Here is a 16205-nt window from a genome sequence, read left to right as displayed (position 1 = left end):
AATATGCAACTATTACTGTCTCTTGCGCTTCCAAGGGGTACTATCATTAAAGTAATCAAGCTCATAATCAAATAAGAGTAGATTGAAAGAAGATGATTACCGTGCAGTATACTGCAGGGAACTACGAAGCTTTCGCAAGGTCGCGGAAGCCTAAGGACATCGACCATAAAACCGCTCATATTGTGGGTGGCGGATTAGCAGGTTTAGCTGTTGCGGGGTTCCTTATAAGAGATGGGCATATGGATGGCTCCAAAATCACCATCTACGAAAAGTCCATGATTGCGGGCGGTGCTCTAGACGGAATTGAAGAACCTGACAAAGGGTTCGTAATACGCGGCGGTCGCGAAATGGAAAATCATTTTGAAACTCTATGGGATCTCTTTCGATCCGTACCTTCGCTTGAAATCGAAGATGCTAGCGTGCTTGATGAGTTTTACTGGCTCAATAAAGACGACCCTAACTACTCCTTGTGCCGCGCTACTTACCAACAGGGTAAGGAATGGCCAACTAACGGCAAATTTACCCTCAGCAAAAAGGCGCAGAAAGAATTGATGAGCCTTTTCTTCCGAGACGCCGATTCGCTTCAAGATGTACGAATCAATGAAGTTTTTTCTGATGAATTTCTAAAGAGCAATTTCTGGATGTATTGGCGCACGATGTTCGCCTTTGAAGAATGGCACTCTGCTCTTGAGATGAAGCTATATCTGCATCGATTTGTTCACCACATTGATGGCTTACCGGATTTCTCTGCCCTTAAGTTTACCAAGTATAACCAGTATGAATCGCTGACTCTACCTCTCGTCAAATGGTTGCAAGATCACGGCGTTCAATTTTCCTATGATTCTGAAGTTACAGATATAGATTTTGAGGATAATCGACCCCAAGGGATTAAGCGCGCCACGGCTATCCATGTAATTCGGGAGGGGAAAGAAGAAAATATTCCCCTTACCGACAATGATTTGCTCTTCATAACTATCGGTTCCCTCGTGGATAATTCTGATGAGGGCGATCATCATACTGCGGCACAACTCAATGAAGGTCCTGCTCCAGCCTGGGACTTGTGGAAAAAAATTGCGAAGAAGGATCCGGCTTTCGGTAAACCAGAAGTTTTTTGCTCCAATATTGAGGAAACTAAATGGGAGTCTGCTACCGTTACCACATTGGATGAGCGTATCCCGCGTTATATTGAGCAGATTTCTCACCGTAACCCTCTGAGTGGCCGTGTAGTAACGGGTGGAATCGTCACTGCACAAGATTCAAGCTGGTTAATGTCCTGGACAGTCAACCGTCAACCACATTTCAAAAAACAGCCTAAGGATCAGGTGGTTGTATGGGTCTATGGTCTATTTAGCGATGTACCCGGAGACTATGTTAAGAAATCTTTGCAGGAATGCACCGGGGAGGAAATAGTCCAGGAATGGCTCTATCACCTCGGTGTTCCTACTGATGAAATTGAGGAGCTGGCCGCTACGGGAGCTAAGTGCGTCCCAGTTATGATGCCGTATGTCACTTCGTTCTTTATGCCGCGTAAGCACACAGACCGTCCAGCTGTAGTTCCGGAAGGTTCCCAGAATTTCGCCTTTATCGGTCAGTTCGCGCAATCTGCTACTCGAGACTGTATCTTCACTACCGAGTATTCGGTGCGAACTGCTATGGAGTCTGTATATGCCCTCCTGGGGATAGAACGAGGAATCCCCGAAGTGTATAACTCAACCTACGATGTTCGAGTCTTACTAGATGCAGCCCATAGCCTTGCTGACGGTGAGCGAACAAAGCTTCCAGGAGGAGCACTAAGTAATTTACTGATAGATAAGAAACTTAAAAATACCGAGATTCTTAAGCTCCTTAAAGAGGCTGATCTGCTCTAAAATCTTCAAAATATTAAGTTGATAACTCGTTAACTGAGAAACGGGAAAGGGCGATTGGAACGAAATGATTCAATCCAACCGCCCTTTTCGTATACCCTGCTGAAACCTTAGCTGTAGTCGTAGAAACCCTTGCCCGACTTTCTGCCGAGCTCACCGCGCTCTACCATCTCGCGCATCAGCTGGGGAGGAGCGAATCGCTCGCCTAGTTGGGACTCCAAATATTCAGCAATTCCCAGACGCACATCCAGCCCCACAACGTCGGTCAGAGCCAGAGGGCCGATAGGGAACTTGTAGCCCAGCACCATCGCGTTATCAATATCCTGAGGCGAAGCTACACCTTCCTCCACCATGCGAATAGCCTCAAGGGCAATTGCCACACCTAAGCGGGACGACGCGAAGCCCGGGGCATCATTGACCACTACCGGCGTCTTGCCGAGACCCTCAACCCACTGTGGTGCTAGGGCACGAAGCTCCTCGCCCGTATGCTTCGATTGAACGACTTCCACCAGTTTGGACGCCGGAACCGGGTTGAAAAAGTGCAGCCCCAAGAAGCGCTCGGGCCGCTGAAGTTCCTCTGCCAGCCCGTCAATAGAAAGCGAGGACGTATTTGAAGCTAACCAGGCTTCCTCGCCGAGTTCAGCTTCTACTGCGGTGAGTGCCTCAACCTTTACATCCCATATCTCAGGAACTGCCTCAACCACTAACTCGCACCCCGCAAAATCGGAGTAGCTAGTAGTCACCTTCAGGTGTTCTACCCATACGTCCAGATTTCCATCAATCTTTCCGCGTTCTAGGGACTTTGCTAAATCAGATTCCACGCGCTCGCGGGCAGCTTGAGCCGACTGGGCATCGCGTTCCACCACGGTCACTTGCGACCCCGAAATGAGGAAGGCATGGGCTATACCTGCGCCCATGCGTCCGCCGCCCAGTACACCTACTGTGGAGGGAAGAGCCGTCTTTTCAGTCATAAGTTTTACCTACTTCTTTTTGCGGTCAAGAAATGCTTGCATGCGATCGAACTTAGCTTCTGATTCAAACAGAATTGCCTGGGCAAGCTCGTCAATATGAGGATGTGCCGACGGCGGTGCCGAGAACACGCGCTTGGTAATGCGCACGGCGAGCGGATCCTGTTTGCCAACGCGGTCTGCTAATGCGTGGGCGGCGTCAAGTAGCTCTGCCGGATCGTGAATTTCGGTGACGAGTCTGAGTTCCAACGCTTCCTCGGCGTTGAGAATGCGCCCCGCCATGAGAATTTCCAGCGCTACGGGTTCACCCACCAGCTCTTTAAGCCTCCACAGTGCGCCGGCTGCGGCAATAATACCTAACCCGGTTTCGGGCTGACCCATCTTGATATAAGGGGTTCCCAGCCGAAAATCTGCGGCGTAGGCAAGTTCGGCGCCTCCGCCGAGGGCATACCCGTCAATCGCCGCAATCACCGGCATGGGCAACTTATGGATGCGGTCAAAAATCTGCGAATTGACGCCGAGGAGGGCATCTTCTCGACGACGTTCACGCAACTGGGCTATATTGGCGCCGGAGGCAAAAATACCGCGCCCATTAGTCTCGCACCCGGTCAAAATCATGATTTTAGGAGTGCGTTCTAGATAGTGGCATACCTCGTGTAGTTCACTCACCATGGCGGCGTCGATGGCGTTGCGCACCTCGGGCCGGTTCATGCGCACCAGCAGTCGGTCTTCGCGCTCGTCTACGGTTAAGGCTTGAAAGTGGTCGGTGGTGAGCATTAGACAAGCTCCACCAGGGTTGCCGCGCCCTGACCCACACCAACGCACATGGTAGCTAGACCTTTATCTACGTTTTCGCGTTCCATGCGACCAAGGAGGGTAATCAAGAGGCGGGAGCCCGACGAACCGAGCGGGTGACCCAAAGCAATCGCGCCGCCGTCGCGGTTCACGATGTCCGGGTTAATTCCCAAACGCCGCATGGACGCCAGCGACTGGGTGGCAAAGGCTTCGTTGAGTTCTACCGCGCCAATGTCATCTATTGACCAGCCGGAGCGTTCTAGCACTTTCTCGGTTGCAGGAACCGGGCCTAAGCCCATAATCTCAGGGGCAAGACCGGCGGAAGCGCCATCCACAAATCGTGCACGGGCTTTTAGTCCGTATTTCTTCACTGCAGCGTCTGAAGCGACAATGATTGCCGAGGCGCCGTCATTGAGCGACGACGAATTACCCGCCGTTACTACCGAACCTCCGCCGACGACGGGGCGCAGCTTAGCGAGAACTTCTGTGGTAGTTCCGGGTCGGGGGCCTTCATCGGTGTCCACCACGGTCTCGTTACCCTTGCGGTCTCGAATGGTGACCGGCACGATTTCATCTTTGAACCTGCCTGCCTCGATAGCCGCCAATGCTAGTTCGTGTGAGCGGACGGCGAAGGCGTCGGCGTCTTCACGGGTGATGCCGTCTAGCTTTGCTACTTCCTCAGCGGTTTCAGGCATGGAGTAGGTGAACTTGTCGCGCTTTTTAAATTCGGGGTTTACAAAGCGCCAGCCGATAGAGGTGTCAAAAGTTTCCCCGGGCTTGGCGAATGCTTTGGTGGGTTTTTCGGTCACCCAGGGGGCGCGTGACATGGATTCCACGCCGCCTGCAATCACGATATCTGCTGCGTCGGATTTAACCATTTGTGCTGCCAGGGTAATAGCGGACATACCTGAAGCGCACAGGCGGTTGACCGTGATGCCGGGAACGGTGTCGGGGTAGTCATTGAGTAACCACGCCATACGGGCTACGTTGCGGTTTTCTTCACCGGCACCGTTAGCATTGCCCAGAATGACTTCGTCTACTACCGCGGGGTCGAGTCCGCTTTTCTCGATGACGTCTTTGATGCAGAGCGCTGCAAGATCGTCGGGTCGTACCGAGGAGAGAGCTCCGCCGTACCGCCCAACGGGGGTGCGTGATCCGCCGATGAGGAATGCTTCAGGGGTACTCATCCAAACTCCTTTGTTGGAATGCAGCTCACATGCTTTCGCCGAGTGACTACGCTGATTTACTGAATGGTCGTTCAATAAATAATCTCAAATAAATGTGATGTGAGTCAATATCTTGGGGTGAGGGTAAGAAAAGTACACCGTCTCCGCAAAAATACATGCTCTAGGTTGTACTTTTGCGGAAACGGTGTACTTTGTGGGGGCAGGGAGTTGCTAGCGTGCCTTCTCGGGGTGAAGATTGATGTCCTGAATCGATCGAGGAACCATGCTGACAGCTACCAGTGAGATAACGGCGGCGATGGCGATATATGCACCGATTGACCAGGATTTTCCTGTCTCGGTCAGAAGCATCTCGGCGATCATGGGGGCAAATGCGCCGCCAAAAATCGACCCAATGGCGTAACCAATCGAGATTCCTGAAAAACGCACGCGAGCGGGGAACATCTCAGCGTAAAGCGCTGACTGGGGACCGTATGAGGGCCCCAACGTCATTGTGAGGATAAAGATTGCCAGGGTGAAGAGAACGATATTTCCCGTATCAATCATGAACCACATGGGAACAGCCCAAATAATCATCGCGATATAACCCAGTTGAAAAGTGCGTACTCTGCCGAATTTATCTGACATCCAACCGCCGAGGAGGGTAAAGACGAACCAGCCGAACCCGCCAATGAGCGATGCCGTTAGTGTTTCATTGCGGCTCATGCCCAGCGCCTTCACGCCGTAGGCTGCGAAGAAGGCAATCACGAGGTAGCCTGCGGCGTTATTAGCGATAAAGATGAGTGCGGCAAGTATAACTTCTTTGGTGTTCGTCCGAAAGAGTTCTTTGAGTGGAGCGGATTCTTCAGACTTTAGTTCCTGCATTTCAAGAAATACGGGAGATTCATCCACCGAGCGTCGAATATAAAAACCCACACCAATCAGCACAATAGATAGCAAGAAAGGAATGCGCCAGCCGTACGCCAGGTAAGCTTCTGGTCCAATTGTAAGGTTGATGAGCAGGACGACGGCGGTTGCCAAAATCATGCCAAGGGGTACGCCAATTTGTGGAAAGGCGCCGAAAAGACCTCGTTTACCGATGGGGGCGTGTTCGACAGACATGAGGGCGGCTCCGCCCCATTCGCCTCCGGCGGAGAATCCTTGGAGAATTCGAAGGGCTACTACCAGGATGGGCGCGGCGATTCCGATGCTTTGGTAGGTGGGTACTAGTCCCACGCCCACTGTTGCTACTCCCATAGCAATGAGTGTGAGAACCAGCGTGATGCGACGTCCGTAGCGGTCGCCAATATGCCCGGCCACTATTGCGCCGAGGGGGCGGAAGATGAAGCTAATTCCGAGGGAAGCCCAAGCCACAATCTGAGCGAGAGCTGCAGATTCGTTGCCTGCCGGGTTGAAGTAATGGGTGGCGAGGATGAGACCTGCTGCTTGGGCGTAGATAAAAAAGTCGTACCATTCGATGGTGGTGCCCACGAGGGTTCCTGTGAGAACTTTTCGTTCTTCGGTGGACATTTTGTGGGGTGGCGCTGCAGCGACGGAGGATGTCATGGGGTCTCCCAGGTGAAACTCAACGGTGTGAATGTAATACAGCTCACATTTGCTTTGAGAAGAATCCTATACGAGAGGTGGAGAAATAAATAGATTGAACGAGAAATTAATTTACCGAACGCTCGGTAAATTACTAGACCGCCGTTCAGTGTCCGTTTGATTTTCGTTCACTGATAAGGGTAAATAAATTTTCTCTCATTCCACCCCCTTGCAATATCGTCATCACTCGCTGTTCACATTCACACTTCATTCTTGAATGTTGTGACTGCACCAACTATTCCAGGGCTCGAAAACTCTCAGCCCCTTCGAGAACCACCACAGCGTAAAGCGAAAAAGAGCCTCAAGCGCCTGTTCCTGGCAGCAATCTTGGTGATACCCAATATCATCCTGCTTATCGTCTTTACCTACCGCCCGCTCATCGACAACATTCGCCTCTCTTTCTACAACTGGAATATCTCTTCCACACGAGCCGCGAAATTTATCGGATTCGATAACTACATCGAATGGGCAACAGACCCCACCAGCTGGGCAATCGTATGGCAAACGATCATTTTCACCTTCGTAGCAGTTGCTGGTTCCATGGTGCTAGGGCTAGGTCTTGCCCTGTTGCTTGACCGCAACCTCAAAGGGCGCAATCTGGTGCGCTCGCTCGTCTTCGCTCCCTACGTCATCTCAGGTGCAGCAATCGGCGTAGCTTTTCAATTCGTTTTTGACCCCGGTTACGGCCTGATTCAAGACCTCCTAGGGCGAATCGGCATTGAATCACCGCAGTTCTACACCGATCCCCACTGGGCGCTATTCATGATTACCGCTACTTACGTGTGGAAAAACCTCGGGTACACCTTCGTGATTTATCTGGCAGCGTTGCAAGGTCTGCGCAAAGACTTAGACGAAGCCGCCGAAATTGACCGCACTCCGCGTGCCCGCAAATTCTTCCGCGTAACCCTGCCGCAACTACGTCCGACCACGTTTTTCCTCTCCATTACGGTGCTGCTGAACTCCTTCCAGGTCTTCGACATCATCAACGTCATGACCGGCGGCGGACCCCTCGAAACCTCCACCACCACCATGGTGTACCAGGTCTACCAAGAAACCTTCGTCAACTCCCGCGCAGGCTACGGTGCTGCGGTAGCAACAATCATGTTCCTCGCCGTCCTCGTTATCACCGTCGTGCAAGTTCGTATGCAGGATAAGGAGCAGTAAATGGCATTCGACTACCAAATCCCTGCGGTGCCGCAGAATGTGGGGGACGACGTCCGCCCCGTATCCTCAGCGCAAACCGCCGAGGTGAAAAAGCGCAAAGGCATGATTCCCGGCGAATCTCAGAAATCAAAAATCTGGGGTTACATCGGTATCGTGCTTGCCGGTCTAGTGATTGCAGTGCCCCTCTACTTCGTTGTAATTACAAGTTTTAAGACGCACGGCGACATCTACTCCAACCCCATCAGCTGGATTCCCAGCCCCTGGGCACCGGAAAACTATTCCTACGTGTGGAACAACCTCAACTTTTCCCGCTACATGATTAACTCGATCATCATCACCTTGGTGCTGGTAGTCGTCAAAGTAGCATTCGGGGTGCTCTCTGCCTACGCCTTCGCGTTCATCAAGTTCCCCGGCTCCGGCATCCTGTTCTTCCTCGTGATTGGCACGCTGATGGTTCCCAACGAAATCACCATCATCTCCAATTACGCACTCACTGCGCAGCTCGGCTGGCGAGATACCTTCACCGGCATCATCGTCCCACTCGCCGGCACCGCATTCGGTACTTTCCTCATGCGCAACCACTTCCGTTCCCTGCCCAAAGAAATCCTCGAAGCCGCCACCATGGACGGCGCAGGATTCTTCCGTACCCTCTTCAAGGTAGTGCTACCCATGAGCTGGCCAACCCTGATGGCGTTCGTTATGATTACCGCCGTCGCCGAGTGGAACCAGTACCTTTGGCCCTTCCTCGTCAACGACACCGGACGCGCGGCACCTCTTCAGATTGGACTAACCCAGTTGCAGGACGTCGAAGGACTCACCAACTGGGGCCCCGTCATGGCGGGTACGGTGCTGGCGTCGATTCCCATGGTGATTGTGTTCCTGTTTTTTGCAGAAGTCCATGATTAAGGGCCTGACTGCCGGAGCGGTGAAGGGATGAGGTTGCCGGGTGCGAGCGCGCGAGCACATAAGAGGCAACCGAATGGGGCAGCGCCAGCCATTTTTCCGAGCGAGCGAGGAAAGAAAAATCGAGGCGAATGGCCGGGTGCGAGCGCGCGAGCACATAAGAGGCAACCGAATGGGGCAGCGCCAGCCATTTTTCCGGACTTTGCCGATAAACACTCCAGTACCCGTTTAGCTCAGGAGTCTCGGTGGCTCTGACATTTGCTTCAGCTCAGACATTGCTCGCTGGCGCTCGCAAAACTCGCAAGTCGCAAACGTCAGTAGCCTCCTCGCCCCGAGCTATACCGGGTGACGCGCGGACGAAGCCGATGAACACGACTCGCGAGTTATGCGGAGCGAAGCGGAGCATTGTTCGAGCTGGAGTGTTCATTGGCAAAGTCCGCAAGGCATCCTGAGCTGGAGCGAATATTAGTGTTCCCGCTGCCAGCCATAGTCACAACTTCATCAATACAACTTTCAACAACTAAGGAGAAAACCTCATGAATATTTCCCGTCGCTGCATCCTCTCGCTTGCCGGTCTCACTATTTCTACTGCTGCATTATCGGCGTGTGCTGGCACCGGTAGCTCGTCCTCGTCAGAGGATAAGGGCAATGGCACGCTACAGTTCTGGTCGAACCATCCCGGTTCTTCTCGCGATATTGAGCAGAAGCTGATCGATAAGTGGAACAAGGATAATCCTGACACCCCTGCGCAGCTGATTGATGGCGGTGCGAACTATGAAGAGCTCGGTCAGAAGTTCAATGCGGCGCTCTCAGGCGGCGACCTTCCCGACGTCATCGTGGCGTCGGACGTCACTTGGTTCAACTTCGCGTTCACTGAGGCAACCACTCCGTTGGATGACCTGTGGAAGGACAACAACATCGATACTTCCACCTATGTGAAGACTTTGTTGGAGGACTACAAGTACGAAGATAAGCACTATGGTGTGCCTTATTCCCGTTCGACTCCGCTGATGTATTGGTACGTTGAGGATCTTAAGAAGGCAGGTTTGCCTACTGATCGCGGCCCTGAAACCTGGGATGAATTTCTTAACGAGTGGGGACCGAAGTTGAAGGAAGCTACCGGCAAGCCTGCATTGGCTGTGGCAGATGGTTCGAACTACTTAGATTGGTACTTCGAAGGTGCTTTCTGGACTTTCGGTGGCGCTTACTCCGATGAGTGGGATCTCAAGTTCACCGATCCTAAGACCATTGAGGCCGGCAAGTTCTTGCAGAAGATTGTGGACGAGGGGTTCGTGAAGGTTGTCAAGGATTCGGCGAATGAATTCGGCATCGGTAACACTGCAGGTCTGTTGGAATCCACCGGTTCTTTGGGTGGTTTGAAAGAGAGCGCTAAGGGCGATTTCGTAACCAGCTACTTGCCTGGCCCTAAGCCTGGAACCACTACCGGTGGTGCTGGTCTAGCGATTCCTGCCGGTATTTCCGATGAGCGCAAGAAGGTAGCGGTGAAGTTCATCGACTTCATAACCAATACTGAGAACACCATTACCTTCACCCAGGAAACCGGTTATATGCCCGTCCGCACGGATGCTGCCGACAACCCTGAGCAGAAGAAGTACATGAAAGAGAATCCGAACGCGACCACCGCCATCAAGCAGTTGGAAGAAAACACGAAGTCGCAGGATTACGCCCGCGTGTTCGTCAACGGTGGTGGGCAGAAGATTGGTGGCGCCCTCGACAAGATTGTGGCTGGTCAGGACGTTGAAGAAACCTTCAAAGCTCTCCAAGAGGATTTGCAGAAGGTTATCGACCGCGATATCAAGCCCAATCTTTAAACCCGCGCGTCCTGAACCATTTCAAGAAGAGAAGAATAGATAACCATGGTTGAAGTTTCACTCCAGCACATTTCACGTATTTATGATGCCGGCAAGCGCCCGGCAGTGAACCGTGTCAATATTGACGTGCGTGATGGCGAATTCATCACGCTGGTTGGCCCCTCTGGTTCTGGCAAATCTACGTGCTTGCGCATGATTGCTGGATTGGAACCGGTCAATGAGGGAACCGTCATAATTGACGGGCAGGACGTCACTGAGTTGCGCCCCTCCCAGCGCGACGTGGCGATGGTCTTTCAGTCCTACGCGCTCTACCCGAACATGACCGCGCGTCAAAACATGGCTTTCGCTTTGGAAAACGCCGGGATGGGTAAGGCGGAAGTTAATGAGCGGGTGGAGCAGGCCGCTGAAATGCTTGAACTCACTGACCTGCTGGATAAGAAACCGGCGAATATGTCCGGCGGTCAGCGTCAGCGCGTGTCCATGGGTCGGGCTATTGTGCGCAAGCCCAAGGTCTTTCTCATGGATGAACCGCTGTCTAACCTTGACGCTCGCCTGCGTGTTTCAACCCGTGCGCAAATTGCTTCTCTTCAGCGGGAGCTGGGCGTGACCACTGTGTATGTGACTCACGATCAGACAGAAGCAATGACTATGGGTGATCGTGTGGCGGTACTCAAGGACGGCGTGTTGCAGCAGGTTGATGAGCCCATGCACCTTTACCGCTACCCGGGAAATACCTTTGTGGCAGGATTTATTGGCTCTCCTGCAATGACCCTGTTTGAGGGCGCTACCGTGAATGGTTCTGAGGTTCACCTGGGTGACTTGTGCCAGGTTCCTGTTCCTGAACGGGTTGCTAGTCGGGTAGAACACGGCGTGATTGTGGGTGTGCGGCCCGAAGACTGGAAGATTTCTTTCCCCGGCGCTGACGGCGCCGTAGAAGGGCTGAAGGTGGACGTCGCGCACATTGAGCAGCTCGGCGCAGAAGCTTTCGCGTATGTGGAGCTACTCGATAATTCCACTATTAAGGCTCGTGGGAGCCGGATCGCCGTACGCTTAGAGCGCCTCGCCGAGATGCGGGCTATCGAAGTGGGTGATCAGATACGCATTGCTCCCACCCGCGTCTCACTCTTTGACGGCGAGCAGGAAATCAACCTGGAGTATTTGCACAACGCAGAGCGTGACGTAGCTGTTTCCTCGGTAGCGGCGTCCTAGATTCGCTTAGTTCTCCGCACAAAACTCCGCCGTCCTGGGTTCTCACTCAGGACGGCGGAGCTGTATTCAGATTGCATGAACCACTTATCTAAATCCGGCGAATTGTTTTGTACTTTTGGCTATATTTCTTTCACAACTAGTTCAGTATCGTAATAAATTCGAGAAGTGATTAGCCATCATGCGCTCGGATAATGACAATCTAGAAGCCCCCCCGCGCTGAATGTTTCTGAGCAAACAGCGCACCTCCAACATATAGGGAATATAGTGAAAACAACTCGCCGTACTTTAGTGAAAGGTGCCGCATGGGCGGCACCCGCTGTGGTTGCCTCCGCAGCTATTCCAGCCTACGCAGCTAGCCCAATCCCGGTTCTTTCCTCCGTTATTTGGTTTAGCGGTCGCGGCGCTACCACTAACTACACCTCTACCTGCTCCGTACCCGAAATGACCTCCGCCACCGGCGCCTGTGGAGCTACCACCAGCGCCTGGCCCTGGCGCAACCGCTTTCAGTTTTATGCCACAGATGACGCGGTCTACAGCGACGCTGGTAGCTGCGTTCGTGACTCAAAGATTGACATCACCAACCTCACCGCTGCTCAGTTGACCGGCCCCGTTACTCTCACCTTCTGGCGCCCAGAAAATCTCGATACCACGAACGATATTCGTACCTGGTACCGCGGCGCGAATGATTCGGGGCTCTGGACGGTTCCAACATCTACGGGGGCAGTAGCTACACCGTTTGGCGGAGCCTGGGCTGGAGTAAAAATGTACGAATACAAAACGACCCTCTCTCTAGCGGACGCCCGAAAGTACATGGTTTCTGATGGAAAAGGAGGGGTCAGCCTGAAGCTAACTAAAACAGCAGGTGCTGCTATGAGCTTCTTCTCCGACTGTATGCCCTTCGATTCAAATAACACCCAGGCTGATTTAGATACCTTTAACCGCCTGGGGCGCTATGTTCTCACCGTACCTACAGCTAAGGGGAACCTGACCAAGGATACTGGTTTCTACACCAGCTAAGAGCCTCCGTTACTTTAGGCTGGATCCACCCCACCCACAAAAAATCCGCCGTCCTGGGCTATAGCCCAGGACGGCGGAGGAAAAATTAGCGCGGAAACTCGCGACTAGCAGTCGCTAAAGCCTTATAGCTCCTGCTCGTGCACACGCACCATACGTTCGTTGGTGAACTCGCGCAAAGCCCACTGGGCGTTTTCGCGGCCGTAACCGGACTTGTTGATACCGCCGAAGGGGAATGCGGGGTCGGACTCCATGTGAGCGTTAATCAGCACCATGCCGGCGTTGATGCGCGCACCGAACTTCTGAGCCTTCTCTAAGTCCTCAGACCATACCGAAGACATCAGGCCGTATTCGCTGTGGTTAGCGATACGCAGCGCGTCCTCTTCGTCCTTCGCCTTGAAAACCATGACGACGGGTCCGAAGAGTTCGTTGCAACCCATGTCTGAGTTGAGATCTACGTCGGTGAGCAGCGCGGGTGACATGAACCAGCCGTCGCGGTCGAGCTTCTCGCCGCCGAAATGCAGGGTTGCGCCGTCCTTGACTGCCTGAGCGACACGCTCCACGGCTTCGTCGCGAGCACCCTCTGAAGAGAGCGGACCCATGTCGGTATCTTCGCCGTCGTAAGGACCAACCTTCACGTTTTCCAGTGCTTCCTTGGCGCCGGCAACGAAATCGTCGTAGAGATCCTCTAGCACAATCATGCGCTTGGGGGATGTGCAGACCTGACCGGCGTTAGCGATGCGGTAGGTAACAGCCTTCTTGGCAAGAGCTTTCACATCTGAGGTGTCCAAAACTACGAAGGGGTCATTGCCACCGAGTTCGAGCACCGAACGCTTGAGGTTCTTTGCAGCGTGACCGGCAACAGATGCACCGGCTGCTTCAGAACCAGTGAGCGAAACACCCTTGACGCGGAAGTCTTCAATGATTTTCTCGGCGTCTGAGGTATCGAGGTAGAGGTTCTGGTAAGCGCCAACGGGTAGACCAGCTTCTTCGAGCATGGTCTGGAATCGCTGGGATGAGACGGGACAAATTGCCGCCTGCTTCATCAAAATAGCGTTACCCACCATCAGGTTAGGCAGTGCAAAACGGGCGATTTGGTTGTAGGGGAAGTTCCAAGGCATGATGCCGAAGAGCACACCCAGCGGATCGTGCTTAACGTAGGTCTTCTCAGCACCTTCTGCGGGGAGCACGGTGTCTTCGAGGAATTCGGGCGCGTTATCTGCGAACCAGCGGGCGGTCTTGGCAACCTTGGTGACCTCTGCCTTGCCCTGCTTGAGGGGCTTACCCATCTCGCGACCGATGATGTCCGCTAGTTCATCGGTGTTCTGATCGACAATATCGGCGAACTTATGAAGAACCTCGGCGCGCTCTGCCATGCTGGCTGAACTCCACTTGAGGTACGCCGCATGGGCGTTTTCAATGATTTCTGGAATCTGCTCGCTTTTAATGGAGTCAAATTCTTCTTCTACTTTTCCAGTGCTTGCGTTTGTTAATGCATATGTGCTCATGGAACTATCAGACCACTTAGTAACGCAGAATGTCTAGGTGTTTTTTGATGAGCGAACAGGCACTGTTAGCGGTTGCGCACTATAAACCAAAGCATGTAGAGCCCGCCTATTGCGCCCGTGACGAGCCCTACGGGAATTTGGAAGGGAGCTAGCGCACGTGCGGCTATGAAATCTGCAATAACTAACATAAGTGCGCCCATGAGCGCAGACTGCCACAGAGCCGCACCGGGAGTTTTCCAGAGTCGATGGGCTAATTGAGGTGCCATTAATGCCAAAAACCCAATCGGCCCAGCAATCACGATAGAGAGGGACGTAAGGACGACGGCGCCGCCTATGAGCCAATAGGTGGCGGCACGCACGGGTAGCCCCAAACCTGCCGCTAAATCATCTCCCAGTTCTAGCACTCGTACTACGCGTGAGAAGCTCAGAACCAGCGGAATCGCGATAATAACCCCAAGGAGCGCGGCGTGCGAAGCATTCCACGTCATTGCGTTAAGAGAGCCAAACAGCCATGTTTTTGCAGATTCTGCTTGATCAAGGTCGGCTCGCGTCAACAGGAAATCGTTGATAGCTGAGAGCATGGCACCCATTGCGATACCAATCAGAATCAGTGATTGACCCATAGATTTTTGACCTGATTTTCCTGCAAAAAGAAGCACTAAAGCGGCGGTGAAAAATCCTCCCATGATTGCTCCTGCCCCTACCCCCAGTACAGAGTTTGCCCCTGGGGCGGCATCGCTGACATGGGAGTGCAAGAGTAAAACCACCAGCGCCCCGGTGGCTGAACCGGTGGTGAAGCCGATGATATCGGGTGAACCAAGAGGGTTTCGGGAGACCGATTGGAATATAGACCCTGCTAGACCGAGGGAGGCTCCCACCGCCAGAGCTGCCACCACTCGAGGTAGCCGTTGGTTGAGTACAATGTAGCGGTCCATTTCATTTCCGCCGCCGGTAAGAACTTGCCAGACGCCCTGTGGCGAAATCTCGAAAGTTCCTACGGTGATGGTCAGCGCGAGCATGGCGATGAGCAACCCGATTACTATGGCGGTCACTGCGCGGCGTCGATGCATACGGGGGAGGAGTGCTGATTGCGTGCTCATACGATTTCTCCACCAGTCTGCGTGATGTTTTGAGCTTTTCTTCTTGGGCGTGCAGGGGCGGAATTGAACCGCATAATCAAAGTGAGCAGCAAAGGCGCTCCAATAAATGCGGTCACAATCCCCGCTTCAATTTCCGAAGGAATGGCAATTACTCGGCCGATGATATCGGCGGTCAGCATAAGTAGCGGTCCAAAAACCAGTGAAAGCGGCAAAATTGCTGAGAGGCGAATTCCTACTAAAAGTCGCAAAAAATGAGGGATCATTAGGCCAATAAAGGATATAGGTCCAGCTACTGCGGTTGCCGACCCGCATAGAAGAGCGATAGCTGCCAGCGTACCTACTCGAACTAAGGTCACCGGCGCTCCTAGTGCGGTGGCGGCGTCGTCACCTAAAGCCAGCGCTTCCAACGGACGGATAACTAGTAACGCCAGCAGAATGCCTACCCCCATGAACGGCAGGGCGGTTAGCGATACTTCAAGAGGGCGACCCTCGAATGCCCCTACTACCCAAAATCTGTAAGAATCGAACGCCTGGGAGTTGAACATAGTGATAATGCCGGTCAACGCGCTCAAGCACGCGTTTAAGGCTACGCCGGCAAGGAGTAACTGAGATATGTGGTTAAACCGTGTGGAGGAGCGTGGTATGCCCAGGAGGAAAACTATGGTTGTTGCCACCATCGCACCGGCTAATGCTAACCACATTTGGTGAAGGGGAGCGGCGGTTCCCAGCGTGGTGATTCCCGTTACTACTGCCAGTGACGCCCCGCTGTTGATGCCTAAGAGCCCTGGTTCTGCCAGTGGATTGCGGGTGAGGGCCTGCATTAATACGCCCGCTGTTGCCAGTGCCATGCCCACGAGAAGGGCGGCGAGTGTACGTGGGAGTCGTAATTTCCACACAACTAATGAGTCCGAGGAATGATTGTGCGCCCAAAACCCTTGCCAGGCATGGGGCAAACTCATCATGCGAGAGCCTACTGCCAGAGAAACTACGGTGAGAAGGAGTAGGCAGGCTATTCCTAAAAGAAACGTGAGAATAATTCGGGTGCGAGGGGCAGAAAGTGAAGAACTCATGGTTGAATG

Annotated in this window: 13 protein-coding genes; 6 read left to right on the top strand and 7 right to left on the bottom strand. The window is 53.2% G+C overall.

Annotated elements, in window-relative coordinates; translation table 11 throughout:
* Positions 1 to 101: 101 nt before the first annotated feature.
* A complete protein-coding gene (locus IDM48_RS10235) occupies positions 102 to 1868 on the top strand; it encodes an oleate hydratase (protein WP_190617275.1) in 1767 nt (588 codons plus the stop codon).
* Between the two features lie 107 nt (positions 1869 to 1975).
* On the opposite strand, the gene IDM48_RS10230 is transcribed toward IDM48_RS10235, so the two are convergent.
* From IDM48_RS10230 to IDM48_RS10215, 4 genes are all read right to left on the bottom strand, one after another.
* On the bottom strand, positions 1976 to 2836 hold the full coding sequence (locus tag IDM48_RS10230) for a 3-hydroxyacyl-CoA dehydrogenase family protein (RefSeq protein WP_145176680.1): 861 nt from the start codon (positions 2834 to 2836) through the stop codon (positions 1976 to 1978).
* A 9-nt stretch (positions 2837 to 2845) separates the two neighbouring features.
* Positions 2846 to 3610 carry an enoyl-CoA hydratase/isomerase family protein gene (locus IDM48_RS10225; protein WP_190617274.1) on the bottom strand — a complete coding sequence of 255 codons (765 nt, stop codon included), beginning with the start codon at positions 3608 to 3610 and terminating at the stop codon, positions 2846 to 2848.
* On the bottom strand, positions 3610 to 4815 hold the full coding sequence (locus tag IDM48_RS10220) for a thiolase family protein (RefSeq protein WP_190617273.1): 1206 nt from the start codon (positions 4813 to 4815) through the stop codon (positions 3610 to 3612). The genes IDM48_RS10225 and IDM48_RS10220 overlap by 1 nt, the downstream gene beginning before the upstream one ends.
* Before the next feature lie 210 nt (positions 4816 to 5025).
* Positions 5026 to 6357, bottom strand: a complete 1332-nt coding sequence (locus IDM48_RS10215; protein WP_190617272.1) for an MFS transporter — start codon at positions 6355 to 6357, stop codon at positions 5026 to 5028.
* A 261-nt stretch (positions 6358 to 6618) separates the two neighbouring features.
* On the opposite strand from IDM48_RS10215, the gene IDM48_RS10210 reads away from it, so the two are divergent.
* The 5 genes from IDM48_RS10210 (at position 6619) to IDM48_RS10190 (ending at position 12521) form a co-directional block, all read left to right on the top strand.
* Entirely contained in the window at positions 6619 to 7560 is a 942-nt protein-coding gene (locus IDM48_RS10210; RefSeq protein ID WP_190617271.1) for a carbohydrate ABC transporter permease, read from the top strand.
* Complete coding sequence (locus IDM48_RS10205) at positions 7561 to 8466, top strand: carbohydrate ABC transporter permease (RefSeq protein ID WP_238397975.1); 906 nt, start codon at positions 7561 to 7563, stop codon at positions 8464 to 8466.
* Positions 8467 to 8999: 533 nt separating this feature from the next.
* Positions 9000 to 10295 carry an ABC transporter substrate-binding protein gene (locus IDM48_RS10200; RefSeq protein WP_190617270.1) on the top strand — a complete coding sequence of 432 codons (1296 nt, stop codon included), beginning with the start codon at positions 9000 to 9002 and terminating at the stop codon, positions 10293 to 10295.
* A 45-nt stretch (positions 10296 to 10340) separates the two neighbouring features.
* On the top strand, positions 10341 to 11504 hold the full coding sequence (locus IDM48_RS10195) for an ABC transporter ATP-binding protein (RefSeq protein WP_190617268.1): 1164 nt from the start codon (positions 10341 to 10343) through the stop codon (positions 11502 to 11504).
* 264 nt (positions 11505 to 11768) lie between these two features.
* Positions 11769 to 12521 carry a hypothetical protein gene (locus tag IDM48_RS10190; protein WP_190617266.1) on the top strand — a complete coding sequence of 251 codons (753 nt, stop codon included), beginning with the start codon at positions 11769 to 11771 and terminating at the stop codon, positions 12519 to 12521.
* Between the two features lie 122 nt (positions 12522 to 12643).
* Here IDM48_RS10190 and IDM48_RS10185 read toward each other — a convergent pair whose 3' ends face one another.
* The 3 genes from IDM48_RS10185 to IDM48_RS10175 all read right to left on the bottom strand — a co-directional run bounded on the left by IDM48_RS10185 (position 12644) and on the right by IDM48_RS10175 (position 16196).
* The gene (locus IDM48_RS10185) at positions 12644 to 14026 is read right to left on the bottom strand and encodes an NAD-dependent succinate-semialdehyde dehydrogenase (protein WP_068170834.1); all 1383 of its coding nucleotides are present in this window, start codon (positions 14024 to 14026) and stop codon (positions 12644 to 12646) included.
* Between the two features lie 65 nt (positions 14027 to 14091).
* Entirely contained in the window at positions 14092 to 15126 is a 1035-nt protein-coding gene (locus IDM48_RS10180; RefSeq protein ID WP_068170832.1) for a FecCD family ABC transporter permease, read from the bottom strand.
* Positions 15123 to 16196: a FecCD family ABC transporter permease gene (locus IDM48_RS10175; protein WP_083147233.1), complete on the bottom strand. Its 1074-nt coding sequence runs from the start codon at positions 16194 to 16196 to the stop codon at positions 15123 to 15125. Before IDM48_RS10175 ends, IDM48_RS10180 begins: the two co-directional genes overlap by 4 nt.
* Positions 16197 to 16205: the final 9 nt, after the last annotated feature.

Source organism: Rothia amarae (assembly GCF_014705945.2).
Lineage (GTDB): Bacteria > Actinomycetota > Actinomycetes > Actinomycetales > Micrococcaceae > Rothia > Rothia amarae.
The sequence above is the reverse complement of the archived record's forward strand: the minus strand, read 5'-3'. Positions and strand labels throughout refer to the sequence as shown.

What these genes read in the sequence shown, in the direction of transcription:
- IDM48_RS10215 (WP_190617272.1), bottom strand. Translation starts at nt 6,357, where the DNA reads ATGACATCCTCCGTCGCTGCAGCGCCACCCCACAAAATGTCCACCGAA.
- IDM48_RS10230 (WP_145176680.1), bottom strand. Translation starts at nt 2,836, where the DNA reads ATGACTGAAAAGACGGCTCTTCCCTCCACAGTAGGTGTACTGGGCGGC.
- IDM48_RS10180 (WP_068170832.1), bottom strand. Translation starts at nt 15,126, where the DNA reads ATGAGCACGCAATCAGCACTCCTCCCCCGTATGCATCGACGCCGCGCA.
- IDM48_RS10200 (WP_190617270.1), top strand. Translation starts at nt 9,000, where the DNA reads ATGAATATTTCCCGTCGCTGCATCCTCTCGCTTGCCGGTCTCACTATT.
- IDM48_RS10175 (WP_083147233.1), bottom strand. Translation starts at nt 16,196, where the DNA reads ATGAGTTCTTCACTTTCTGCCCCTCGCACCCGAATTATTCTCACGTTT.
- IDM48_RS10185 (WP_068170834.1), bottom strand. Translation starts at nt 14,026, where the DNA reads ATGAGCACATATGCATTAACAAACGCAAGCACTGGAAAAGTAGAAGAA.
- IDM48_RS10225 (WP_190617274.1), bottom strand. Translation starts at nt 3,610, where the DNA reads ATGCTCACCACCGACCACTTTCAAGCCTTAACCGTAGACGAGCGCGAA.
- IDM48_RS10220 (WP_190617273.1), bottom strand. Translation starts at nt 4,815, where the DNA reads ATGAGTACCCCTGAAGCATTCCTCATCGGCGGATCACGCACCCCCGTT.
- IDM48_RS10195 (WP_190617268.1), top strand. Translation starts at nt 10,341, where the DNA reads ATGGTTGAAGTTTCACTCCAGCACATTTCACGTATTTATGATGCCGGC.
- IDM48_RS10205 (WP_238397975.1), top strand. Translation starts at nt 7,561, where the DNA reads ATGGCATTCGACTACCAAATCCCTGCGGTGCCGCAGAATGTGGGGGAC.